21 protein-coding genes and 1 riboswitch are annotated in these 22,008 nt (G+C 62.5%); of the genes, 13 read left to right on the forward strand and 8 right to left on the reverse strand.

Annotation, left to right across the window (positions count from 1 at the left end; genetic code table 11):
- Positions 1-10 precede the first annotated feature (10 nt).
- The 4 genes from M2396_RS09780 (at position 11) to M2396_RS09795 (ending at position 4,487) form a co-directional block, all read left to right on the forward strand.
- Complete coding sequence (locus tag M2396_RS09780; protein ID WP_181089555.1) at positions 11-1,012, forward strand: metalloregulator ArsR/SmtB family transcription factor; 1,002 nt, start codon at positions 11-13, stop codon at positions 1,010-1,012.
- Positions 1,013-1,024: 12 nt separating this feature from the next.
- Positions 1,025-2,215: a methionine adenosyltransferase gene (gene metK, locus M2396_RS09785; protein ID WP_103435795.1), complete on the forward strand. Its 1,191-nt coding sequence runs from the start codon at positions 1,025-1,027 to the stop codon at positions 2,213-2,215.
- A gap of 145 nt (positions 2,216-2,360) precedes the next feature.
- The gene (ligB, locus tag M2396_RS09790) at positions 2,361-4,034 is read left to right on the forward strand and encodes an NAD-dependent DNA ligase LigB (protein WP_259074481.1); all 1,674 of its coding nucleotides are present in this window, start codon (positions 2,361-2,363) and stop codon (positions 4,032-4,034) included.
- Positions 4,035-4,094: 60 nt separating this feature from the next.
- Positions 4,095-4,487: a DUF1090 domain-containing protein gene (locus M2396_RS09795; protein ID WP_101315772.1), complete on the forward strand. Its 393-nt coding sequence runs from the start codon at positions 4,095-4,097 to the stop codon at positions 4,485-4,487.
- A gap of 51 nt (positions 4,488-4,538) precedes the next feature.
- Here the strand turns inward: M2396_RS09795 and M2396_RS09800 are convergent, their stop codons facing one another.
- Complete coding sequence (locus M2396_RS09800; protein ID WP_259074483.1) at positions 4,539-4,985, reverse strand: cytochrome c; 447 nt, start codon at positions 4,983-4,985, stop codon at positions 4,539-4,541.
- A 115-nt stretch (positions 4,986-5,100) separates the two neighbouring features.
- On the opposite strand from M2396_RS09800, the gene M2396_RS09805 reads away from it, so the two are divergent.
- Positions 5,101-6,252: a murein transglycosylase A gene (locus M2396_RS09805; protein WP_101315768.1), complete on the forward strand. Its 1,152-nt coding sequence runs from the start codon at positions 5,101-5,103 to the stop codon at positions 6,250-6,252.
- Between the two features lie 155 nt (positions 6,253-6,407).
- On the opposite strand, the gene M2396_RS09810 is transcribed toward M2396_RS09805, so the two are convergent.
- Both M2396_RS09810 and M2396_RS09815 read right to left on the reverse strand, forming a co-directional pair.
- Positions 6,408-6,794, reverse strand: a complete 387-nt coding sequence (locus tag M2396_RS09810; protein WP_101315766.1) for an MAPEG family protein — start codon at positions 6,792-6,794, stop codon at positions 6,408-6,410.
- Between the two features lie 31 nt (positions 6,795-6,825).
- Positions 6,826-7,659 (reverse strand): DMT family transporter, encoded by an 834-nt coding sequence (locus M2396_RS09815; RefSeq protein ID WP_101315764.1) that lies wholly within the window; start codon positions 7,657-7,659, stop codon positions 6,826-6,828.
- Positions 7,660-7,867: 208 nt separating this feature from the next.
- Here M2396_RS09815 and M2396_RS09820 point away from each other — a divergent pair, with 208 nt between their 5' ends.
- Positions 7,868-9,103: a sodium:proton antiporter gene (locus M2396_RS09820; protein WP_259074488.1), complete on the forward strand. Its 1,236-nt coding sequence runs from the start codon at positions 7,868-7,870 to the stop codon at positions 9,101-9,103.
- Positions 9,104-9,135: 32 nt separating this feature from the next.
- Here M2396_RS09820 and M2396_RS09825 read toward each other — a convergent pair whose 3' ends face one another.
- Positions 9,136-9,537 (reverse strand): acyl-CoA thioesterase, encoded by a 402-nt coding sequence (locus M2396_RS09825; RefSeq protein WP_016489524.1) that lies wholly within the window; start codon positions 9,535-9,537, stop codon positions 9,136-9,138.
- Between the two features lie 179 nt (positions 9,538-9,716).
- Positions 9,717-9,813: riboswitch (S-adenosyl-L-homocysteine riboswitch) on the forward strand.
- Positions 9,814-9,834: 21 nt separating this feature from the next.
- Here M2396_RS09825 and ahcY point away from each other — a divergent pair.
- The 4 genes from ahcY (at position 9,835) to M2396_RS09845 (ending at position 15,400) form a co-directional block, all read left to right on the forward strand.
- Positions 9,835-11,244: an adenosylhomocysteinase gene (gene ahcY / locus M2396_RS09830; RefSeq protein ID WP_101315760.1), complete on the forward strand. Its 1,410-nt coding sequence runs from the start codon at positions 9,835-9,837 to the stop codon at positions 11,242-11,244.
- A gap of 146 nt (positions 11,245-11,390) precedes the next feature.
- Positions 11,391-12,236, forward strand: a complete 846-nt coding sequence (metF, locus tag M2396_RS09835; protein WP_220632951.1) for a methylenetetrahydrofolate reductase [NAD(P)H] — start codon at positions 11,391-11,393, stop codon at positions 12,234-12,236.
- Positions 12,237-12,477: 241 nt separating this feature from the next.
- A complete protein-coding gene (locus M2396_RS09840) occupies positions 12,478-13,263 on the forward strand; it encodes an ABC transporter substrate-binding protein (protein ID WP_101315756.1) in 786 nt (261 codons plus the stop codon).
- Positions 13,264-13,483: 220 nt separating this feature from the next.
- Positions 13,484-15,400: a DEAD/DEAH box helicase gene (locus tag M2396_RS09845; protein ID WP_101315754.1), complete on the forward strand. Its 1,917-nt coding sequence runs from the start codon at positions 13,484-13,486 to the stop codon at positions 15,398-15,400.
- A 60-nt stretch (positions 15,401-15,460) separates the two neighbouring features.
- Here M2396_RS09845 and M2396_RS09850 read toward each other — a convergent pair whose 3' ends face one another.
- From M2396_RS09850 to M2396_RS09860, 3 genes are all read right to left on the reverse strand, one after another.
- Positions 15,461-16,039, reverse strand: coding sequence for a YceI family protein (locus M2396_RS09850; protein ID WP_101315752.1), 579 nt, complete (start codon positions 16,037-16,039; stop codon positions 15,461-15,463).
- Between the two features lie 31 nt (positions 16,040-16,070).
- A complete protein-coding gene (locus M2396_RS09855; RefSeq protein ID WP_101315750.1) occupies positions 16,071-16,622 on the reverse strand; it encodes a cytochrome b in 552 nt (183 codons plus the stop codon).
- 203 nt (positions 16,623-16,825) lie between these two features.
- Complete coding sequence (locus M2396_RS09860) at positions 16,826-18,700, reverse strand: NAD(P)/FAD-dependent oxidoreductase (protein ID WP_259074492.1); 1,875 nt, start codon at positions 18,698-18,700, stop codon at positions 16,826-16,828.
- A gap of 167 nt (positions 18,701-18,867) precedes the next feature.
- Between M2396_RS09860 and M2396_RS09865 the strand changes: the two genes are divergently transcribed.
- The 3 genes from M2396_RS09865 (at position 18,868) to M2396_RS09875 (ending at position 21,382) form a co-directional block, all read left to right on the forward strand.
- Entirely contained in the window at positions 18,868-19,092 is a 225-nt protein-coding gene (locus M2396_RS09865) for a hypothetical protein (RefSeq protein WP_259074493.1), read from the forward strand.
- Between the two features lie 81 nt (positions 19,093-19,173).
- Positions 19,174-20,580 (forward strand): adenosylmethionine--8-amino-7-oxononanoate transaminase, encoded by a 1,407-nt coding sequence (locus tag M2396_RS09870; RefSeq protein ID WP_259074496.1) that lies wholly within the window; start codon positions 19,174-19,176, stop codon positions 20,578-20,580.
- 82 nt (positions 20,581-20,662) lie between these two features.
- Complete coding sequence (locus M2396_RS09875; protein WP_101315742.1) at positions 20,663-21,382, forward strand: 16S rRNA (uracil(1498)-N(3))-methyltransferase; 720 nt, start codon at positions 20,663-20,665, stop codon at positions 21,380-21,382.
- A gap of 7 nt (positions 21,383-21,389) precedes the next feature.
- On the opposite strand, the gene trhA is transcribed toward M2396_RS09875, so the two are convergent.
- Positions 21,390-22,007: a PAQR family membrane homeostasis protein TrhA gene (trhA, locus tag M2396_RS09880; protein ID WP_101315740.1), complete on the reverse strand. Its 618-nt coding sequence runs from the start codon at positions 22,005-22,007 to the stop codon at positions 21,390-21,392.
- Position 22,008: the final 1 nt, after the last annotated feature.

Raw genomic sequence — 22,008 nt, forward strand, 5'->3', positions numbered from 1 at the left:
CTGCCGCGCTATGAATCTTCCCGCGCAACCATTGGCCCTGCAACGCAGCGACGACCTGGCAGCTTTATGCAAAGCCAGCGGCGACGAGCTGCGCCTGCATGTATTGCGCGCGCTGGCCAGTGACTCGTTCGGCGTGCTCGAGCTGGCGCAGATCTTCGACGTCGGCCAGTCCGGCATGAGTCATCACCTCAAGGTGCTGGCCCAGGCCGAACTGGTGGCCACACGCCGCGAAGGCAACGCCATCTTCTACCGGCGCGCCCTGCCCGACAGCCTGCGCCCCGGTGGCCGGCTGCATACGGCACTGCTTGAAGAGGTCGACGACCTCGCGTTGCCGGCCGCAGTGCAGGCGCGCATTGCCCAGGTGCAACAGCGCCGGGCCGCTACCAGTCAGGACTTCTTCCTGCGTGTGGAAGAAAAGTTTCGTGCCCAGCAGGACTTGATTGCCGGCTTGCCGCAGTACCGCGAGAGCCTGCTGGCACTGCTCGACAAACTCAGCTTCGGCGCTGACGCCAGTGCCCTTGAAGTCGGCCCGGGTGACGGTGGTTTTCTGCCCGACCTGGCGCGGCGCTTTGCCAGCGTCACGGCGATGGACAACAGCCCGACCATGCTCGAGCTGGCGCGCCAGGTCTGTGAACGAGAAAGCTTGAGTAATGTAAACCTGCAGTTGGCCGATGCATTGGGTGCAACGGATGTGACAGCCGACTGCGTAGTGCTGAACATGGTCTTGCACCATTTCAGCGATCCGGCCCAGGCCCTGCGCCTGCTGGCCAAACGGGTAAAGGCAGGCGGCAGCCTGCTGGTCACCGAACTGTGCAGCCATGATCAGCATTGGGCCCGCGAGGCCTGCGGCGATCTCTGGCTGGGCTTTGAGCAGGATGACCTGGCCCGTTGGGCCCGGGCAGCAGGGCTGGCTCTCGGAGACAGCCTGTATGTGGGCTTGCGTAACGGTTTCCAGATCCAGGTCCGCCATTTTCAGCGGACGGCTGGCGACATCACCATCGGTAAATTTTAGGAACCCGTCGAGATGAGCGAATATTCCCTTTTCACCTCCGAGTCCGTGTCTGAAGGACATCCGGACAAGATCGCCGACCAGATTTCGGACGCGGTCCTGGACGCCATCATCACCCAGGACAAGTTCGCCCGTGTGGCCTGCGAAACCTTGGTCAAGACCGGTGTTGCCATTATTGCCGGCGAAGTCACCACCTCGGCCTGGGTCGACCTTGAGCAGATCGTGCGCGACGTCATCGTCGACATCGGCTACAACAGCTCCGACGTCGGCTTCGATGGCGCGACCTGCGCGGTGATGAACATCATCGGCAAGCAGTCGGTCGATATCGCCCAGGGCGTTGACCGCTCCAAGCCTGAAGATCAAGGCGCCGGCGACCAGGGCCTGATGTTCGGCTACGCCAGCAACGAAACCGACGTGCTGATGCCAGCACCGATCTGCTTCTCGCACCGTCTGGTCGAGCGCCAGGCCGAAGCGCGCAAGTCCGGCCTGCTGCCGTGGCTGCGTCCGGATGCCAAGTCGCAGGTCACCTGCCGTTACGAAGGCGGCAAGGTTGTTGGTATCGACGCAGTCGTGCTGTCGACCCAGCACAACCCTGAAGTCTCGCAAAAAGACCTCAAAGAAGCCGTCATGGAACTGATCGTCAAGCACACCCTGCCTGCCGAACTGCTGCACAAGGACACCCAGTTCCATATCAACCCGACTGGCCAGTTCATCATTGGCGGCCCAGTGGGCGACTGCGGCCTGACCGGGCGTAAGATCATCGTCGACTCCTACGGCGGCATGGCCCGTCACGGCGGCGGCGCATTCTCCGGCAAGGATCCATCCAAGGTTGACCGTTCGGCGGCCTACGCCGGTCGTTACGTCGCCAAGAACATCGTGGCTGCCGGCCTGGCCGAGCGTTGCGAGATTCAGGTGTCCTATGCCATCGGTGTCGCTCAGCCGACCTCGATCTCGCTGAATACCTTTGGTACCGGCAAGATTTCCGACGCCAAGATCGTCCAGCTGGTGCGTGAGTGCTTCGACCTGCGTCCTTATGCAATCACCACCATGCTCGACCTGCTGCACCCGATGTATCAGGAAACTGCGGCCTACGGTCACTTCGGCCGTACCCCTGAGCAGAAAACCGTGGGTGACGACACCTTCACCACCTTCACCTGGGAACGCACCGACCGCGCCCAGTCGCTGAAGGACGCTGCTGGCCTGTAAGCTTTCTTACAGCCACAGACGAAAGCCCCTGCCGAGTAATCGACAGGGGCTTTTTTGTGACATATCGCCTGACAAACTGGCCCAGCGTTGATCCGCTTGCGCGCTTAGGCTGAGGGTTCCGAATCGCCTGGCAAGGATGCTGGCCATGATGCTTAAACTGCTGCTGTGTTTGCTGCCGCTGTTGTACCTCTCGGGTGCTCAGGCCGCCGCTTGCCCCGCCTGGCCTGGCGAGCGGGCGCAACAAGAGGTCGAACAGTTGCGCCAGTCACTGGCAACGTGGGATGACCACTACCATCGCCAAGGTATCGCGCTGGTCGATGATGAACTCTACGACCAAAGCCGGCAGCGCCTGCTGGACCTGCAACAGTGCTTTGCCATCAATGCCAGTGACGACCCGCTGGCCAGCGCGCGCGGCCCGCTGGCGCACCCGACGGTTCATACCGGCGTCGCCAAGCTGCGTGATGAGCAGGCCGCCGCACAATGGCTGCGCGGTAAACAGGCCGTGTGGATTCAGCCCAAGGTCGATGGTGTGGCGGTCTCGCTGGTTTACCGACAAGGTCGGTTGGTGCAGTTGCTGAGCCGCGGTGACGGCGTCCATGGGCATGACTGGAGCCGGCACCTGCCGTACCTTTCGGGCATCCAGCGCGAACTGCCACGCGCCCTTGATCTGGCGCTGCAGGGCGAGCTGTACCTGCGCCTGGACAACCACGTGCAGGTAGCCGCCGGTGGGCGCGGCGCCCGCGGGAGTGTCGCCGGCCTGATGGCGCGCAAGCAGCTCAGCGCGCAATTGGGCGCGGATATCGGCCTGTTCGTCTGGGATTGGCCCGAGGGCCCAGCCACACAGGCAGAACGGCTCAGTGCACTGACTGCACTAGGCTTCAGCGACAGCCAGCAGTACAGCGTCGCCATCGATACCTTCGAGCAGGCCGCTCACTGGCGCCAGCACTGGTATCGATCAGCCCTGCCGTTCGCTACTGACGGAGTGATCCTGCGCCAGGATCAGCGCCCCGCCGCAGAGCGTTGGCAGGCCAATGCGCCGCACTGGATTGCAGCCTGGAAGTATCCGCTGCGCCAGGCACTGGCCGAAGTGCGCGAGGTGCAGTTCAAGGTTGGCCGCACCGGGCGCATCACGCCTCTGTTACAGCTGAAACCGCTGCAGCTGGATGATCGCCAGGTCAGTCAGGTCAGCCTCGGGTCGCTGGCACGCTGGCAAGCGCTGGACATCCGTGCAGGCGATCAGGTGGCAATAAGCCTGGCCGGCTTGACCATTCCGCGGTTGGAGTCCGTGGTGCAGCGCAGCAGCCAGCGTGCGCCGGTACAGGTCCCGGAACCGGGCCGCTACCATTCGCTCAGTTGCTGGCAGGACAGCCCCGCCTGTCGCCAGCAGTTTGTCGCCCGCCTGCACTGGCTGGGCGGCAAGCAAGGCCTGAACATGCCAGGAATGGGCTCGGCAACCTGGACTCAGTTGGTCGACAGCGGCCTGGTCAGTACGCTGGACGATTGGCTGAACCTGGACCGGGAGCAGTTGCTGGGTGTTGCGGGCATCGCTGAAACGCGCGCCGAACAGCTGCTCGAGGTGTTCACCCAAGCCCGCCAGCAACCCTTCCAGCGCTGGCTACACGGCCTGGGTATGCCTGCGCCGCGCCACCTTGAGCCAGGCCCTGACTGGCAGACCATGGCGAGCAGAACCGCACGAGAATGGCTGCAGGAACCCGGCATCGGCAACGGCCGTGCCGAGCAGTTGCAGGTATTTTTCAATGACGACGCAGTGCAATTACTGGCCGGGCAGTTACGCCATCACACAATCAAGGGTTTCTAATTTTGCCGGATCAGGGCAGCATTTCCCTTTTCGCTGCCCTGCACCCGAATGGAGCCCCCGATGAAACTGTTCTCTACCCTCGCCCTGTCCGCCTTGCTTGGCCTCACTGCCCACGGCGCGCTGGCTGCCGAGCAGACCGAGCTCAAAGGTTGCGCCGCCAAGAAGCAAGCGATCAGCGAACAGATCGAGCAGGCACGTGCCCACGGCAACAGCAACCAGCAGGCTGGTCTGGAAAAAGCCCTGAGCGAAGTGACTGCCAACTGCACCGACAGCAGCCTGCGCAAAGAGCGCGAGCAGAAGGTGCTGGATGCGCGTCACGAGGTGAACAAGCGCACCAAGGATCTGGACAAGGCCATGAAGCGCGGCGACTCCGAGAAGATCAACAAGCGTAAAGACAAGCTTGCCGAATCGAAAAAGGAGCTGCAGGAGGCGCTCGACGATCTGGAAAAGTAACCACTCCGACGCCACGCTGAACCGTGAGCGCGCTGCCGGCGTCAGCGCGGCCTAGTGGTTACGAAATTCGGTGTGGCAGGCCTTGCAGGCCGCTTCGACCTTGTCCGTAGGCGCTTGCAACTGCGCTGCGTGCAGCGGTTTGTTGCTGCTCGCGGCAACCAGTTCACCGGTCACGCCTTCCAGTTGCCGGGCCAGCTCCTCGAAGCGCGCCTGGCGCTGCCAGACCTCGGCCCGCGCACTGCTGTCGCCGCCATCCTGAGCCTGCGGAAAATGCTTCCAAGGGGCGTGCGCCAGACCATCGAGCTTGATGGCGCCGGCAGCGAACTTGTCGCCATCGAACGGCAAGCGTCCGCGCAGCATGCCGCCAAGGTCTTCGCTGGTGTTGAGCATCTGCTTGAAGATCGCCTTGCGCTGCCCGAGCGGTGAGTTAGGATCGACACGGTCGCAGCCCAGCAGGGCCAGGCTAGCTACCAGCAGCACGGTGAAACATTTGAACATCACGGTCACATTGGCATCGGAAGAGGGCCGACAGTATCCTCGCCTGCTCGACAAAGACCAATACCCTTACAGAAAACAGGGGCAGCCACGCCGCTGCCCGCTCAAGGATTCAACCATGAAATCTGCTCTGCGCCAGCTCGCCTGGGCGCTGCCAGCCCTGGCCCTGCTGGCCGGCTGCAACGGCGGTGACAGCACCAAGCCTGAACCGCACGCCATTGCCACCTATGCTCCCGCCACCTGGAAAGATCTGCCCAGCGTCAGTGATGCTGATCTGTTGGCGGGCTTTCAGGCGTGGCGGGTCGGCTGCGAGAAGCTCAAGCGCGATGCGGTCTGGGCAGCGACCTGCGAGGCGGCGCTGCGCATTCCTGACGATGCCGCCCAGGCCCGCGCGTTTCTCCAGCAGAACCTGCAGGTGTACGGCCTGCGCTCGGCCGAGAACAACGCCACCGGGCTGATCACCGGTTATTACGAGCCGGTCTACCCTGGCAGCCTGACCCGCACTGCAGCGGCCCAGGTGCCGGTGTACGGCGTGCCGCAGGACATGATCGTGGTCGATCTGGCGAGTATTTACCCTGAGCTCAAGGGCAAGCGCCTGCGCGGGCGCCTGGAAGGCCGCGTGCTCAAGCCCTATGACACCTCGGAAACCATCTACCGTGATGGCGTCAACGCACCTGTGCAGGCCTGGCTGACGGACCCGATGGACCTGCAATTCCTGCAGATTCAGGGCTCTGGCAGGGTTCAGTTGGAAGACGGGCGCCAGTTACGCCTGGGTTATGCCGACCAGAACGGCCACCCGTATCGGCCGATCGGCCGCTGGCTGATCGAACAAGGCCAGTTGAAGAAAGAAGATGTCAGCATGGGCGCGATTCACGCCTGGGCCCAGGCCAACCCGCAGCGGGTACCGGAGTTGCTGGCGAGCAACCCCAGTTACGTGTTCTTCAGCACCCGGCCGGACAGCAACGAAGGCCCGCGCGGTTCGTTGAACGTGCCGCTGACCGCAGGGTACAGCGTCGCCATCGACCGCAAGGTGATCCCGCTGGGCAGCCTGCTGTGGCTGTCGACCACCCGCCCGGATGGTTCACCCGTGGTGCGCCCGGTCGGCGCGCAGGATACCGGCGGGGCGATCACCGGCGAAGTACGTGCCGACCTGTTCTGGGGTACCGGGCCGCAAGCCGGTGAGTTGGCCGGCAACATGAAGCAGCAAGGGCAGATCTGGATGCTCTGGCCCAAAGGCCAGCCATTGCCTGAGCTACCCAAAGTCCCCTGACACCATCGCCTCCCCCCTGTAGGAGCGGCCTTGTGTCGCGAAAGGCCAGCAGAGCTGGCCCGGCGATAAACGCGGCGAAGCATAAATCGTGGGGCCGCTGCGCAGCCCTTTCGCGACACAAGGCCGCTCCTACACGGTCGGCGTAAGTCGCTCGGTCAAACCGAGACTACAAAAAACGCCACGATCAATGCCAAACCGGCAAACCACACTATCGAGCGCAATATCGCCCAATCGGCCAGGTAGCAGATGATGAACAGCAACCGGCTGGTGATGTACATCACCCCCAACACATCCTGGGTCACTTGTTCGGCGTTGCCGACGATATCCGCCACCAGCACCGCCGCCGCAAAGGCCGGGAAGGCTTCATAGCTGTTCTGCTGGGCAGCATGGGCGCGGCGTGGCAGGCCTGACAGCGTGTCCAGAAACGCCCGCGGGTCATGGTTGTGTTGCATGCCGAAACGGCCGCTGCTGAGTTTGGCGATCAGCGCACACAGCGGCGGCAGGATCATGGCGATCAAAATGCACCACAGGGCAACGGTCATGGACAGAATTCCTTGTTCAAAAGAGTTGGATTCAGAGCTTCATCACCAGCATACCTGCCAGCACCAGCCCGCAAGCTAAGAGCCTCGGCCCGCCGAAAGGTTCTTTGAGGTAGCGCATGCCCAGCAGCACCACCAGAATCACGCTGATCTCGCGCAACGCCGCCGCCTCGGCCACCGACCCCAGGTGCATCGCCCACAGCACCAGAGCGTAGCTGGCCAGCACGCAAACACCCACCGCCAGGCCCAGCCGCCATTGATTACGCCAGAACTGCACGAACGGTGCACGCCGGGCAACGCCGGCCAGCAGCGGAAACGGCCAGGTACTGAGCAACGTCAGCCACACCAGATAATCCCAGGGCTTGCCCCACGCACGCACGCCCTGGCCGTCGAACCAGGTGTAGCAGCCGATACACATCCCGATCAGCCCCACTACCGGCAACATCGACCATGGCAAACGCGCACCGCCACCGCCCTGCCAGAGCAGGCAGGCCATGCCACAGGGGATCAGCAAGATGCCGATGATCTGCTGGCCGCTGAGGGTCTCGCCGGCAAACGCCAGAGTAAGACCCAGCACCACCAGCGGTGACAAACCGCGCATCAGTGGGTAAACCAGGCCAAGGTCGCCGACCCGATAGGCCTTGATCAGCAAGACCCGGTAGATCTGCTGGGCCAGCGCCGAAACCAGCAGCCAGGGCCAGATTTCGCCAGGCGGGAAATCGACGAACCACACAGCCACCACAGCGAACAGCAACGCTACCGAGTCCATGCTGGCAATCACCAGCAGCCGCTCGCCACTGAACTTGACCAGGGTGTTCCAGATGGCATGCAACAGGGCTGCGACAAGAACAAGAACGGTTGCCAGCACGCGAGGTTTCCTTGGAGGGCTCAGACTCAGAGGTCGGCACAATATAGCGGGTTACGCAGCGGACAGGGCCAGGGCGCCCTTGTACATATTTTGAACGATTCGGACATTTCTGGTCATAGAGTGTGTCCCACACCCCCTGCTGGACCATCAAACCCGTGACCCGAGCGATTCGGGTCCGACTTGGAAGCCACTTTTTACAGGATTCGGGATGCTTGAACTTGTTGCCGCTTTTATCTGCCTGACCACCCTCCTCACCTATGTCAACTATCGCTTCATCGGCCTGCCGCCGGCCATCGGTGTCATGGTCACGGCGCTGCTGTTCTCGTTGATTCTGCAGGGTCTGAGCCTGATCGGCTTTCCGGGCCTGGAAGAACGCGTCGAAGGTTTGATGAACCAGATCGACTTCAATGACCTGCTGATGCACTGGATGCTGGCATTCCTGCTGTTTGCCGGCGCCCTGCACGTCAACCTCAGCGATCTGCGCAGCTACCGTTGGCCGATCGGCCTGCTGGCGACCATCGGCGTGCTTATCGCCACCGTGGTCATCGGTTTTCTCGCGCACTGGGTGTTCGCCATGTTCGGCTGGCACGTCAGCCTGATCTACTGCCTGCTGTTCGGCGCATTGATCTCGCCGACCGACCCGATTGCCGTGCTCGGCGCGCTGCGTACGGCCAACGCCTCCAAGCCGCTGAAGACCACCATCGTTGGCGAGTCGCTGTTCAACGACGGCACGGCGGTGGTGGTGTTCACGGTACTGCTCGGCATCGTCCAGCTGGGCGAGACGCCAAGTATCTCCGAGACCGCCCTGCTGTTCGCCCGCGAAGCCATCGGCGGGATCGCCTTCGGCGGCCTGATCGGCTATGCGACCTATCGCATGATCAAGAGCATCGACCAATACCAGGTCCAGGTCATGCTGACCCTGGCGCTGGTCATCGGCGGCTCGGCAATGTGCTACGAGCTGCATGTCTCGGCACCGATCGCGATGGTGGTGGCCGGCCTGATCATCGGCAACCTGGGCCGCAACCTGGCCATGAACGACATGACCCGGCGCTACATGGACGGTTTCTGGGAACTGATCGATGACATGCTCAATGCCTTGTTGTTTGCCCTGATCGGCCTGGAGCTGTTGCTGCTGCCGTTCAACTGGATGCACCTGGCCGCCGGTTCGGTGCTGGCCCTAGCCGTGCTGATGTCGCGCCTGCTCACGGTGGCGCCGGCAATTCTGCTGCTGCGCCGCTGGCGCAGCGTGCCGCAGGGCACCATTCGCGTGCTGACCTGGGGTGGTTTGCGTGGGGGCGTGTCGGTGGCGCTGGCGTTGTCGTTGCCGCTGGGTGAAGAGCGTGATTTGCTGCTGTCGATCACCTACATCGTGGTGCTGTCGTCGATCCTGATTCAGGGTCTGAGCATTGGTCGTGTGGTGAGCAAGGTTAGCGTTCAGCCTTGAGAATGTCGGGGCCGCTTTGCGGCCCCGAAAAATCACTCTACGGCAGAGTCGGGAAACTGATCCTGCACGTACTTGATCTCGGTGCGCCCATGCGCAGCCGGCAAGCCATCGTCACCCAGGTTGACGAAGACCATCTTGTCGACGGTGAGGATGCTCTTGCGGGTGATCTTGTTGCGCACTTCGCACTTGAGGGTGATCGAGGTGCGGCCAAACTCGGTGGCAGTAATGCCCAGCTCGATGATGTCGCCCTGGCGCGAGGCGCTGACGAAGTTGATCTCCGAGATGTACTTGGTCACCACTCGCTGATTACCCAGCTGGACGATGGCGTAGATCGCCGCTTCCTCGTCGATCCAGCGCAGCAGGCTGCCGCCGAACAGAGTGCCATTGGGGTTGAGGTCTTCGGGTTTTACCCATTTGCGGGTGTGGAAGTTCATCATTGCTCCTACCAGCTTTGGCTAACGTGCAGTCATGATGGCAGAGCCTGCCACAGGGCTCCATTGGTCATCGACTATCGTCGCGATTAATCGACAGAAAACCTTGGGCCTGATCGCCCTGCCCGGCTATAATCAGCGCCGTTTAACATGGCCACCCGCCGCGGTGCCATGCCCGCCACCTGTCCGAGGGGCGCTGCAGCAGGTTCGACCTGTCAGGCTCGGATGGGGCGTTGTCCGCTCAAGTGGACGCTCAACGCACAACGGCGCCCATTCGCACACTACGAATGGAGGCTCTTCATGAGCGCTGTAAACACGCCTGCTGGTTTTACCGATTTCAAGGTCGCTGACATCTCCCTGGCCGCCTGGGGCCGTCGCGAAACCATCATCGCCGAATCGGAAATGCCGGCACTGATGGGCCTGCGCCGCAAGTACCTCGAAGAGCAACCGCTCAAGGGTGCGAAAATCCTCGGCTGCATCCACATGACCATTCAGACTGCCGTGCTGATCGAAACCCTGGTTGCCCTGGGTGCCGAAGTGCGCTGGTCGTCCTGCAACATCTTCTCCACGCAAGACCAGGCAGCTGCGTCCATCGCCGCTGCCGGTATCCCGGTCTTCGCCTGGAAAGGCGAGACCGAGCAAGAGTACGAGTGGTGCCTGGAGCAGACCATCCTCAAGGATGGCCAGCCATGGGATGCCAACATGATCCTCGACGACGGCGGCGACCTGACCCAACTGCTGCACGACAAGTACCCACAGGTTCTGGATCGCGTCCACGGCGTTACCGAAGAGACCACCACCGGTGTTCACCGTCTGCTCGACATGCTGGCCAAGGGCGAGCTGAAAGTCCCGGCGATCAACGTCAACGACTCGGTCACCAAGAGCAAGAACGACAACAAGTACGGCTGCCGTCACAGCCTCAACGACGCTATCAAGCGCGGCACCGACCACCTGCTGTCGGGCAAGCAGGCGCTGGTCATCGGCTACGGTGACGTCGGCAAGGGCTCGGCCCAGTCGCTGCGTCAGGAAGGCATGATCGTCAAGGTTTCCGAAGTTGACCCGATCTGCGCCATGCAAGCCTGCATGGACGGCTTCGAGCTGGTTTCGCCGTTCATCGACGGCCTCAACACCGGCAGCGAAGCCTGCATCGACAAGGCTCTGCTGGGCAAGATCGACCTGATCGTGACCACCACCGGTAACGTCAACGTCTGCGATGCGAACATGCTCAAGGCGCTGAAAAAGCGCGCTGTAGTGTGCAACATCGGCCACTTCGACAACGAAATCGACACCGCTTTCATGCGCAAGAACTGGGCATGGGAAGAGGTCAAGCCGCAGGTGCACAAGATTCACCGCACCGGCGCTGGCGACTTCGATCCGCAGAACGACGACTACCTGATCCTGCTGGCCGAAGGCCGTCTGGTCAACCTGGGCAACGCCACTGGCCACCCAAGCCGGATCATGGACGGCTCTTTCGCCAACCAGGTGCTGGCACAGATCTTCCTGTTCGGGCAGAAGTTCGCTGACCTCTCGGCCGAGAAGAAAGCCGAGCGTCTGACCGTTGAAGTGCTGCCGAAGAAACTCGACGAAGAAGTCGCTCTGGAAATGGTCCGTGGCTTCGGCGGCGTGGTCACCCAGCTGACCTCGCAGCAGGCCGAATACATCGGCGTCACCGTCGAAGGCCCGTTCAAGCCAGACGCCTACCGCTACTAAGCGAGTGGCCCGCGGCAGACATGCTTGCTGCGGGCAGTCCATGCAATGAATGACGCCAAGCCAGACCGGCCTTCACCGCTCTGGCTTTTACTTGCAGATTGCAGCTGAAGGCGCGCTACTGGCGTTGGCTGCATGAGGAACGAACGATGTCCGAAGAACGCCGTTACAGTTTCGAGTTTTTCCCGACCAAGACCGAAGCCGGTCACGAAAAGCTGATGGCCGTTGCTCGCCAGCTGGCTGGCTACAATCCTGATTTTTTCTCCTGCACCTACGGCGCTGGCGGTTCGACCCGCGACCGCACGCTTAACACCGTGCTGCAGCTGGAACATGAAGTCAAAGTCGCCGCCGCACCGCACCTGTCCTGCGTCGGTGATTCCAAGGCCGACCTGCGCGGCTTGCTCAGCGAATACCGGGCTGCCGGCATCAAGCGGATCGTCGCTCTGCGCGGTGATTTGCCGTCAGGCATGGGCATGGCCTCGGGCGAACTGCGCTACGCCAGTGACCTGGTCGAGTTCATCCGCCAGGAAAGCGGCGATCACTTCCACCTGGAAGTTGCCGCTTACCCCGAAATGCACCCGCAGGCGCAGAACTTCGAAGCCGACCTGAGCAACTTCGTGCGCAAGGTCAAGGCCGGTGCCGACAGCGCCATTACCCAGTACTTCTTCAATGCCGACAGCTATTTCTACTTCGTCGAACGCGTGCAGAAAATGGGCGTGGATATCCCGGTAGTGCCCGGCATCATGCCGATCACCAACTACAGCAAGCTGGCGCGCTTCTCCGACGCCTGTGGTGCTGAACTGCCGCGCTGGATCCGCAAGCAACTGGAAGCCTATGGCGACGACAGCGCGAGCATCCAGGCCTTTGGCGAAGAAGTGATCAGCAACATGTGCGAGCAACTGCTGCAAGGCGGCGCACCTGGGTTGCACTTCTATACCCTGAACCAGGCCGAACCGAGCCTGGCGATCTGGAACAACCTCAAGCTGCCACGCTAACGCGATCTGCTTTGTGTAGGAGCGGCCTTGCCGGGGCGCCGGACCGGTCGGAAAGGCCAGCGTAGCTGGCCCGGCGATATTGGCGGCGAAGCTGAAAATCTGGGGCCGCTGCGCGGCCCTGTCGCGACACAAGGCCGCTCCTACAGGCGTTTGTGAACGGCACCCAGGTGTTTACAACTATCAGCGTTTGTACAAGCCCCGTTCACTGTTCATCGCCCGATGGACGGCGTACTCTCACGCCATGTCGCTTCTGCCCCGCCTACTCTGCCTGTTGCTTGTCTGCCTGAGCTGTTCGGCTCAGGCCGAACGCCTGCGCGTGGTCAGCGATGACTGGGCGCCTTATGTCTACGAACACAACGGCCAGCCGCAGGGTATCGAGTACGAGGTTGCCAGCGAGGTGTTCAAGCGCCTCGGTGTGCAGGTCGACTGGGAGTTCATGCCGTGGAAGCGCTGCCTGGCGATGGTCGAGCAGGGCCAGGCCGATGGCGTGCTGGGGATTTTCCAGAACGATGCGCGCAAGGTGTTCATGGTGTTCCCTGACGAACCCCTGTCCGCAGTCGAGTTCGTTCTGCTCGGCAGACACGGCCAGCACCGCGCCGTCAAGCGACTGGAGGACCTCGCCGGGCTGACCCTCGGCACCTCGCCGGGCTACGACTATGGCGCGGCATTCAATCAGTCGACATTGTTCAAACGTGAGCCGGCGCCCACTCACGAGGCCAATTTCGGCAAACTGATGCTCGGCCGCATCGATCTGCTGGTCACCGACAGTCGCGTCGGGCGCTATCTGCGCCGGCAGATGGGGCTGCAGCAGCAAATCGAACAGTTGCCGCTGCTGATCGATCGGCAAAACCAGTATCTGGGTCTGGCGCGCAAGCCCGGGCGCGAACAACTGGCTCGCTCGTTTGCCGACGAACTGCGCCGTTTCAAGCAAGAACCTGCCTACGTGCAGATGATCGCTCGCTTCGAAGACGACCTTGGAGTGCTGCCTGGCGCCGTTGAGCAGCAGGAACGCAGCACACTTCGCTAGCTCTGTTATACTCGGGCCTTCCCGCCAGGCTCACGCCCGGACGCTCGGTCTTCATCCAGGCATCTCGATCATCGCCAACGCGCTCTACAGCGCAGGCCCGATGTTTCTCTGATGCGCAGTGGACACCAAGCTGGACCGGACGCGATCGCATCCCTCAGATGCCCGTCGCGCCAGGCAGATCACCCTATAGGGCCTAGCCCCCACCAGAACAGGATTGCCCATGTCCTTTGCTTCCCTCGGTCTCTCCGAGGCACTTGTCCGCGCTATCGAAGCAGCGGGCTACACCGAGCCTACCCCAGTGCAACAGCGGGCCATCCCCGCCGTGTTGCAAGGTCGCGACCTGATGGTCGCCGCACAGACAGGTACTGGCAAAACCGGCGGTTTCGCCCTGCCGATCCTGGAGCGTCTGTTCCCGGGCGGCCACCCAGACAAATCCCAGCGCCACGGCCCGCGTCAACCGCGGGTACTGGTGCTGACCCCGACCCGCGAACTGGCGGCTCAGGTGCACGACAGCTTCAAAGTGTATGCACGCGACCTCAGCCTGGTCAGCACCTGCATCTTCGGCGGTGTCGGCATGAACCCACAGGTTCAGGCCATGGCCAAAGGCGTCGACGTACTGGTGGCCTGCCCTGGCCGCCTGCTCGACTTGGCCGGCCAAGGCAAAGTTGACCTGTCCCGCGTCGAAATCCTAGTCCTCGATGAAGCCGACCGCATGCTCGACATGGGCTTCATCCATGACGTCAAGAAGGTCCTCGCCCGTTTGCCGGCGAAGCGCCAGAACCTGCTGTTCTCGGCGACCTTCTCCAAAGACATCACCGACCTCGCCGACAAGCTCCTGCACAACCCCGAGCGCATCGAAGTCACGCCGCCGAACACCACGGTCGAGCGTATCGAACAGCGCGTCTACCGCCTGCCGGCGAGCCACAAGCGTGCCCTGCTGGCGCACTTGATCACCCTCGGTGCGTGGGAACAGGTGCTGGTCTTCACCCGCACCAAGCATGGCGCCAACCGCCTGGCCGAGTACCTTGAGAAGCACGGCCTGCCGGCTGCAGCGATCCACGGCAACAAGAGCCAGAACGCACGCACCAAGGCCCTGGCCGACTTCAAGGCCAACGAAGTGCGCATCCTCGTCGCAACCGACATTGCCGCGCGTGGCCTGGACATCGACCAGCTGCCGCACGTGGTCAACTTCGAGCTGCCGAATGTCGAGGAAGACTACGTGCACCGCATCGGCCGTACTGGCCGTGCCGGTCGCTCAGGTGAAGCCATCTCGCTGGTTGCCCCGGACGAAGAGAAACTGCTCAAGAGCATCGAGCGCGTCACTCGCCAGAAGATCCAGGACGGCGATCTGATGGGCTTTGACGCCAGCACCGTCGAAGTCGAGAAACCTGAAGTCCGTGAGCGCCCGCAGGCCAACGGCCGCGGTGGTCGTAACCAGCCGCGCAGCGACGCCAGCAAAGACAGCAACGGCGGACGCAAGGACAAGGGCAAGGACAAAGGCCGCGCCAAGCAGAGCAGCGCCGCTGAAAAGCCGGCCGACAAGCCTGCAGGTGAGCGCCAGCAGCAGCCGCGCAAGCCACGTGAGAACAAGCCGCGCCAGCCACAGGGCGAGCGCCGCGAAGCATCGGCGCCAGCCAACGGTAATGGCAACGGCAACCGTGACCCGGAAGCGTTCCTCGACGACGACGTGGATAACTTCGGTAACAAGGCCGACTACGTCAGCCCTTACCAGAATGGCAAGAACCAAGGCCGCAACCGTCGCCCAGGCGCTGCAGCTGGTGCCGGCCAAACCCAAGGCAGCGGCACTCGCGGTGCCGGTGCGCCAGCAAAAGGCCGCAGCAACAACGGCGGCAGCGGCCAGCCCCGTCAGGGTGCTGGCGACAAGCGCCCACGCAGCAACAACGGCAGCAACGCTGGTGGTGGCCGTCGCGACGGCAACCCGGGCCGTAACCGCCCAGCCCGTGACGACAGTGCTCGTCAAGAGCCAGCAGTACGCAACCCGCGTGAATCGCAAAGCCAGCCAGTGATCATCCGCAAGGAATCCAAGCTCGAGCGTTACCCAACGCCTGAGCAGCTGGAAGACTTGCCGAGCCGCCCGCGTGGCGAGCGCCCGGCCCTGCTGACCCGTAATCGCTGATTACGGTTTTGCAGACATGAAAAAGCCGCCCTGATGGGCGGCTTTTTCGTTTGCGGCTGATTACTTCTGCTTCACGCCTTCAACACTGATATCCAGATCCAGTGTCTGCGAGGTTGGGCCTGGGCCCTTGATGCCGAAGTCGTTCAGGTTCAGGGTAGTGGTGGCGTTGAAGCCAGCGCGCTCGCCGCCCCATGGATCCTTGCCTTCACCGTTGAAGGTAGCCTTGAAGGTTACCGGCTTGGTCACACCGTGCAGGGTCAGGTCGCCGGTCACATCAGCGGTCTTGTCACCGGTCGATTTGACTGCGGTGGAGACGAACTTGGCCTCTGGATACTTGCTGACGTCCAGGAAGTCCTTGCTCGCGATGTGCTTGTCACGTTCGGCATGGTTCGACCACAGGCTGGCGGTCTTCAGGTCGACGTTGATCTTGCTGGCTTCAGGCTTGGCCGAATCCCAGGTAAAGCTACCGTCGAAGTCTTTGAAAGTACCGTGGATGAAGCTGTAGCCCAAATGGCTGATCTTCCAGTCAACGAACGCGTGCTGGCCTTCCTTGTCGATCTTGTAGTCAGCAGCCATGGCCTGACCAGCGGCGAACAGAGCGGTACCGAGCGCCAGAGCGGCAAAAGTCTTTTTCAACATCCTTTCGATTCCTTGCAATTGAGGTTGAGGGTCAAGCTTTGCGGCCCAGCATACGAGTCAGGGTCGCGTCACGGTCGATAAAGTGGTGTTTCAGTGCTGCCAAGCCATGCAGGACGGCGAAAATCACCAGCCCCCAGGCCAGGTAAAAATGGATCACGCCAGCGGTGTCAGCCTGGTCGGGCAGGTTGCTGAGCAATGCCGGCACATCGAACAGGCCAAACACCGAGATCCCCGCGCCATCGGCGGTAGAGATCAGGTACCCGGCGATCATTACCGCAAACAGCCCTGCATATAAAGCCAGGTGGCCCAGTTTGGCTGCAACTCGGGTGAAGCGGTCATGGCTGGCCAGCACTGCCGGCGGCGGACTGATGAAACGCCACAGCACCCGCAGCAGCATTACCGCCAGCAACACCAGGCCAATACTTTTATGCAGATCCGGGCCGGCCTTGCGCCACGGGTCGTAGTAGTCAAGATCGACCATCCACAGGCCCAGGGCAAACAGCCCGAAGACTGCCAGCGCTACACCCCAGTGCATGACCATGCTGACCAGGCCGTAGCGAGTTGATGAATTGCGTACTTGCATGTTGGCGGCGCTCTCCCTTGAAGCTGCGTACAGACTAGCGCGAAACGTATCGAATAAAAGCGGAAAAAATTGCTTTGGTAGATCGAATTAATCGATGCTTATTCTCTCGACCGGTTATTAAGGAAACATTAACCCTAGACCAGCCCGGTACACTCGCAGAATAAGAAAGGGCCGCGATGCGGCCCTTGGGGGTGTTGGATCAATCAGCCTTGGCTGCTGGTCGCCGGTTTCTTCACCGGCTCGGCCTTGGCGGGAGCCTTTTTCGCTTGCGCAGGCTTGGTTACGGCCTTTTTCGCGGCATCCGATTTGGCAGCTGGCTTATGCGCAGGCGCATGCTTGGCTGGTGCGGCCTTGCTTGCCGCAGGCTTGACCGGTGCAGGCTTGGCCGCAGGCTCCGGTACCGGCGCAACCACTGGCGCTGGTTCAGGCGCCGGTGCTACTGGTGCAACTTCCGCAGCCTTGGCCACAGGTACCGGCTTGGCTGCAGGCTCTTCTGCGCCACCAAACAGGCGCGAGAAGAAGCCAGGCTTGGCTGGCTCGGCGTCCTTGGCCTTGGCCGGCTCGTCCTTGGCTGGCGCGTTGTCCGCCTTGGCCGCCTTGTCGCCGCCGCCAAACAGATTGGAGAAGAAGCCGCCCTTGGCCGCTGCGGCGCCGGTTGCGGCAGCTGCCGCCACAGGCACGGCCTTGACCGGATCAAACGACTTGCCTGCCAGCAGGTCCTGCACCTGGCCGGCAGCACGCTGGCCGCTGCGCAGGGCGCCTTCGAGCGTGCCTGGGTAGAGCGCGTCGGTATGCTCACCAGCGAAGCTGATGCGCTGCAGAGGGCGCTCCCACAGGCGCCAGTATTTGCTGATCTGCCCCGGGCCATATGCCAGATAGGCACCACCAGTACCAGGATCCGCGCTGTAGCGCTTCACTTCATAGCCAGTGAATGCGCCGCGCGCCTTCGGGTAGAACGCATGCAGGCGGATCAGCACCTGGTCGGCCATCTGCTTGTCGCCAAAGGCCTGCAACAGACGGGCGTTGTCGCCCGACAGGTTGATCACCACGTTGGCACCACCTTTCAGCGCCGGCTCGATCCAGAGCATGCCCAGGCCGGTGTTGCTGAAGATCTCACCCGACATCCGCGCCCGGCTTTCCCACACAGGCTGCTTGAACTTGAGCAGTATCTGGTCACGCCAGCCATAGTTGGTGCCTTTGATCGCAGCCATATGCTGGTTGTCCAGGCCTGGGGTCATCTGGATCTTGGCCAGTGCCCGCAGCGGCACCGCCATCACCAGGTAGTCGGCGCGATAGCCGACAGCGCCGACCTTGACGGTAACGCCGTCCTTGTCCTGGACGATCGCGGTAACCGGTGCGTTGGTCTTGATGGTTTTCAGCTGCTTGACGAAGGCCTGAGCCAGCACCGGGCTACCGCCAGGCAGGCGCGCAGCACGCAGGTCACGGTCGCTGACGCCACGATAGACACGGGTCTGCTGGGCGAAATAGAGCAGCGACAGGCGCGAAGGCTCGTCATAACGGCTGCGAATCTGCTGGTTGATCAATTGCCGCGCAGTGGCAGGCAGTTGCAAACGGTCGAGCCAGTTGGCGACGTTGATCTGGTCGAGGGCGAATAGCGTGCTGTTGGCCTGCGGGTTGAGCGGGTCGTCGATCGAGCGGGCCAGATCGTCGAGGGTTTTCTCGTAGCGCTTGAGCGCTTCGGCAGTTGCCGGCTGCTTGACGGCCAGGTCAGCTGCGCTGAAGTATTCGCCATCGATCAGGTAGCCCGGCGTGCGCACGAACTCAGGGGCCGGCAAGGTATCGAGCTTGAAGCGATCCAGGTACTGGTTGAGTACCGGCTGGGCTTTGCCGTTGCCGATCCATTCGCTGGTGGCCAGGCCAGAGCGCCCGCCCATGCCCGCCTTGGCTTCCAGCAGCGTGACCTGCCAGCCTTTGTTCTGCAGCTCGTAGGCAGCCGTCAAGCCGGCCAGGCCGCCACCGACGACGATTGCCGTGGGTGTCTTGTCCTGCGCCAGCGCCGAGGTGCTGGAAAATCCGATCAATACCAACGCGCACAGGCGCACCCAAGCAGCAGCCATGTCGGCAAACTCCGGTTGAAAACAGGTCGATGAAAACGGGAAAGAAGCCCCGAGAAAATTGCGCTAAGAATACGTCACCCGTGGGCACCCTGCCAGCAGGGCGATGCCAAGCCGCTTACGCAACTGGTATTTTTGTCAGTAGCCAGCAGCGCCGCTTTCGTCGGACAGTGGCGTCCACGACCGCAGCGGGACTTCAGCCATGCAACAGCACCACTACTTTCTGGCTGACCTTGTCAGGCCTGGCCGGCACCGAAAGCGTGCATGGTCACTACGCCAGTTCGCCCACCCGCCAGATGCTGCTGGGGCCATTTCGCACCCTGGCCATCTCCACCACCCACGCCGGCACCGTGCACATCCCGGCCCTGAGCTGGCAGCCCGTTGTGCGCCATTGAGCCTGATCACGGTTGTGGTGGCCGGCACCTTTGCTTAGGCTTGTGCGGTCAAACCAAGCCGTGCCGCCAGGAGAAGTGCCGATGGGCCTCAATGATCAGTGGATGCAACGTGACCTCAAGGTCCTGTGGCACCCCTGCACCCAGATGAAAGACCACGAAAAGCTGCCGCTGATCCCGATCAAGCGCGGCGACGGCGTGTGGCTCGAGGACTTCGAAGGCAAGCGCTACCTGGACGCCGTCAGTTCGTGGTGGGTCAACGTGTTCGGCCATGCCAATCCGCGCATCAACCAGCGCATCAAGGACCAGGTCGACCAGCTCGAACACGTGATCCTGGCTGGCTTCAGCCATCAGCCGGTGATCGAGCTGTCCGAGCGCCTGGTAGCCATGACTCCAGCCGGGCTGGACCGAGTGTTCTACGCCGACAACGGCTCGTCGTGCATCGAAGTCGCGCTGAAGATGAGCTTCCATTACTGGCTGAACAAGGGCCAGAGCAGCAAGAAGCGCTTCGTCACCCTGACCAACAGCTACCACGGTGAAACCATCGCAGCGATGTCGGTGGGCGATGTGCCGCTGTTCACCGAGACCTACAAGACGCTGTTGCTCGACACCATCAAGGTGCCCAGCCCGGACTGCTACCTGCGCCCTGAAGGGGTCAGCTGGGAGGAGCACTCGCGGACGATGTTCCTGGCCATGGAGCAGACCCTCGCCGAGCATCACGCCACTGTCGCGGCAGTCATCGTCGAGCCGCTGATCCAGGGCGCCGGCGGCATGCGCATGTACCACCCGGTTTACCTCAAGCTGCTGCGCGAAGCCTGCGACTGTTATGGCGTGCACCTGATCCACGACGAGATTGCCGTGGGCTTTGGCCGCACCGGGACGATGTTCGCCTGCGAGCAGGCCGGCATCCGCCCGGACTTCCTCTGCCTGTCCAAGGCCCTCACCGGCGGTTACCTGCCGCTGGCGGCCTGCCTGACCACCGATGATGTCTATCAGGCTTTCTACGACGACTATCCGACCCTGCGCGCATTCCTCCACTCGCACAGCTACACCGGCAACCCGCTGGCCTGCGCTGCCGCGTTGGCAACCCTGGATATCTTCGAGCAGGACAACGTCATCGAGGCCAACAAGGCCCTGTCAGCGCGGATGGCCAGCGCCGCTGCGCACCTGGTCGATCACCCGCATGTGGCCGAAGTGCGCCAGACCGGCATGGCCCTGGCCATCGAAATGGTCGAGGACAAAGCCAGCAAAACCGCTTATCCATGGCAGCAACGGCGCGGCCTCAAGGTATTCGAACATGCCCTGACCCGCGGCGCCCTGCTGCGCCCGCTGGGCAGCGTGGTGTACTTCCTGCCGCCGTATGTGATCACCCCCGAGCAGATCGACTTCCTTGCCGAGGTGGCCACCGAGGGTATCGATATCGCCACCCGCGACAGCATCAGCGTGGCCGTGCCGCAGAATTTCCATCCCGACTTTCGCGATCCGGGCTGAGCACAGCCCGTGCAGCAGGCCTCGGCGGCGGGCTCTCCCGCCGCCGAGGTGTATGTGTCTTCCCTAATTCCAGAGCAGAACCATGAGACTGTCCCGCTTCTTTATCGACGCCCCGCTGTCCATCGGCGAACACGACCTCCCCGAAGCCCAGGCCCATTACATCGGCCGCGTGCTGCGCATGGCCGCCGGCGATGCCGTGCAGCTGTTCGATGGCAGCGGCCAGGAGTACCTCGGCCAACTGCTTGAAGTGGGCAAGAAGAGCGTGCGCGTCAGCCTCGACCAGGCTCTGCCCGGCCAGGCCGACTCAAGCCTGCACGTGCACCTCGGCCAAGGCCTGTCGCGCGGCGAGCGGATGGACTGGGCCATCCAGAAAGCCACCGAACTGGGCGTCAACCAGATCACCCCGATCGTCAGCGAACGTTGCGAAGTGCGGCTCAAGGACGAACGCGCCGACAAGCGTCTGGCGCACTGGCGCCAGGTGGCGATCAGCGCCTGCGAACAATGCGGCCGCTCGACCCTGCCGCTGATCAATCCGCCATTGACCCTGGCCGAGTGGCTGAAGGCAACCGAGGCTGACCTGAAGCTGGTGCTGCACCCGGTCGCCGAGCCGCTGACCAGTCACCAGCGGCCCGAGCGGCTGGCGTTTCTGATCGGCCCTGAAGGCGGTTTGACCGACGCCGAGGTCGAGCAGGCCAAGGCCGCCAGCTATCATGCCGCGCGCCTCGGCCCACGCGTGCTGCGTACCGAAACCGCGCCGGTAGTGGCGCTCGCAGTAGCGCAGCAGCTGTGGGGCGATTTTTAACTGCTGCTCAGCGCACGTAGAAGCTGATGGCGATGAAGTGCAGCAGGCTGCCGGCAATCACGAACAGGTGCCAGATGCCGTGCCAGTGGCGAAAGCGGCTGTCATAGGCGAAGAAGATGATGCCGATGGTGTAGCACGCACCACCGGCCGCCAGCCAGGCAAAACCGGCAGTGCCCAAAGTCTGCAGCAGCGGCTTGACCGCTACCAGCACGATCCAGCCCATCAGCGCATAGATGATGATCGACAGAATCCGCGCTTCCGAGCGCGGCTTGATCTCTTGCAGCATGCCGATCACCGCCAACCCCCAGACCACGCCGAACAGGCTCCAGCCCCACGGGCCGCGCAGGCTGATCAGGCAGAACGGGGTGTAGCTGCCGGCAATCAGCAGGTAGATCGACAGGTGATCGAGCTTGCGCATGATCACTTTGGCCTGGCCGCGGGTGCTGTGGTACAGGGTCGAGGTGCTGTATAGCAGCACCAGGGTGCCGCCGTAGATCGAGAAGCTGATGATCTTCCATGGGTCGCCTTGCAGGCCGGCGGTGATGATCAGCCAGCTGGCACCGATGAAAGCCAAGATGGCACCGACCAGGTGCGTCCAGGCATTGAAGCGTTCACCGTAATACATG

The sequence above is a fragment of the Pseudomonas sp. BIGb0278 genome (assembly GCF_024809895.1).
GTDB lineage: Bacteria > Pseudomonadota > Gammaproteobacteria > Pseudomonadales > Pseudomonadaceae > Aquipseudomonas > Aquipseudomonas shirazensis.

Coding starts and splice junctions, on each gene's coding strand:
- M2396_RS09845 (WP_101315754.1), top strand. CDS start 13,484: ATGTCCTTTGCTTCCCTCGGTCTCTCCGAGGCACTTGTCCGCGCTATC.
- metK (WP_103435795.1), top strand. CDS start 1,025: ATGAGCGAATATTCCCTTTTCACCTCCGAGTCCGTGTCTGAAGGACAT.
- M2396_RS09805 (WP_101315768.1), top strand. CDS start 5,101: ATGAAATCTGCTCTGCGCCAGCTCGCCTGGGCGCTGCCAGCCCTGGCC.
- M2396_RS09870 (WP_259074496.1), top strand. CDS start 19,174: ATGGGCCTCAATGATCAGTGGATGCAACGTGACCTCAAGGTCCTGTGG.
- M2396_RS09840 (WP_101315756.1), top strand. CDS start 12,478: ATGTCGCTTCTGCCCCGCCTACTCTGCCTGTTGCTTGTCTGCCTGAGC.
- M2396_RS09860 (WP_259074492.1), bottom strand. CDS start 18,700: ATGGCTGCTGCTTGGGTGCGCCTGTGCGCGTTGGTATTGATCGGATTT.
- M2396_RS09825 (WP_016489524.1), bottom strand. CDS start 9,537: ATGAACTTCCACACCCGCAAATGGGTAAAACCCGAAGACCTCAACCCC.
- M2396_RS09780 (WP_181089555.1), top strand. CDS start 11: ATGAATCTTCCCGCGCAACCATTGGCCCTGCAACGCAGCGACGACCTG.
- M2396_RS09855 (WP_101315750.1), bottom strand. CDS start 16,622: ATGCAAGTACGCAATTCATCAACTCGCTACGGCCTGGTCAGCATGGTC.
- trhA (WP_101315740.1), bottom strand. CDS start 22,007: ATGTATTACGGTGAACGCTTCAATGCCTGGACGCACCTGGTCGGTGCC.
- M2396_RS09850 (WP_101315752.1), bottom strand. CDS start 16,039: ATGTTGAAAAAGACTTTTGCCGCTCTGGCGCTCGGTACCGCTCTGTTC.
- metF (WP_220632951.1), top strand. CDS start 11,391: ATGTCCGAAGAACGCCGTTACAGTTTCGAGTTTTTCCCGACCAAGACC.
- ligB (WP_259074481.1), top strand. CDS start 2,361: ATGATGCTTAAACTGCTGCTGTGTTTGCTGCCGCTGTTGTACCTCTCG.
- M2396_RS09820 (WP_259074488.1), top strand. CDS start 7,868: ATGCTTGAACTTGTTGCCGCTTTTATCTGCCTGACCACCCTCCTCACC.
- M2396_RS09810 (WP_101315766.1), bottom strand. CDS start 6,794: ATGACCGTTGCCCTGTGGTGCATTTTGATCGCCATGATCCTGCCGCCG.
- M2396_RS09875 (WP_101315742.1), top strand. CDS start 20,663: ATGAGACTGTCCCGCTTCTTTATCGACGCCCCGCTGTCCATCGGCGAA.
- M2396_RS09800 (WP_259074483.1), bottom strand. CDS start 4,985: ATGTTCAAATGTTTCACCGTGCTGCTGGTAGCTAGCCTGGCCCTGCTG.
- ahcY (WP_101315760.1), top strand. CDS start 9,835: ATGAGCGCTGTAAACACGCCTGCTGGTTTTACCGATTTCAAGGTCGCT.
- M2396_RS09795 (WP_101315772.1), top strand. CDS start 4,095: ATGAAACTGTTCTCTACCCTCGCCCTGTCCGCCTTGCTTGGCCTCACT.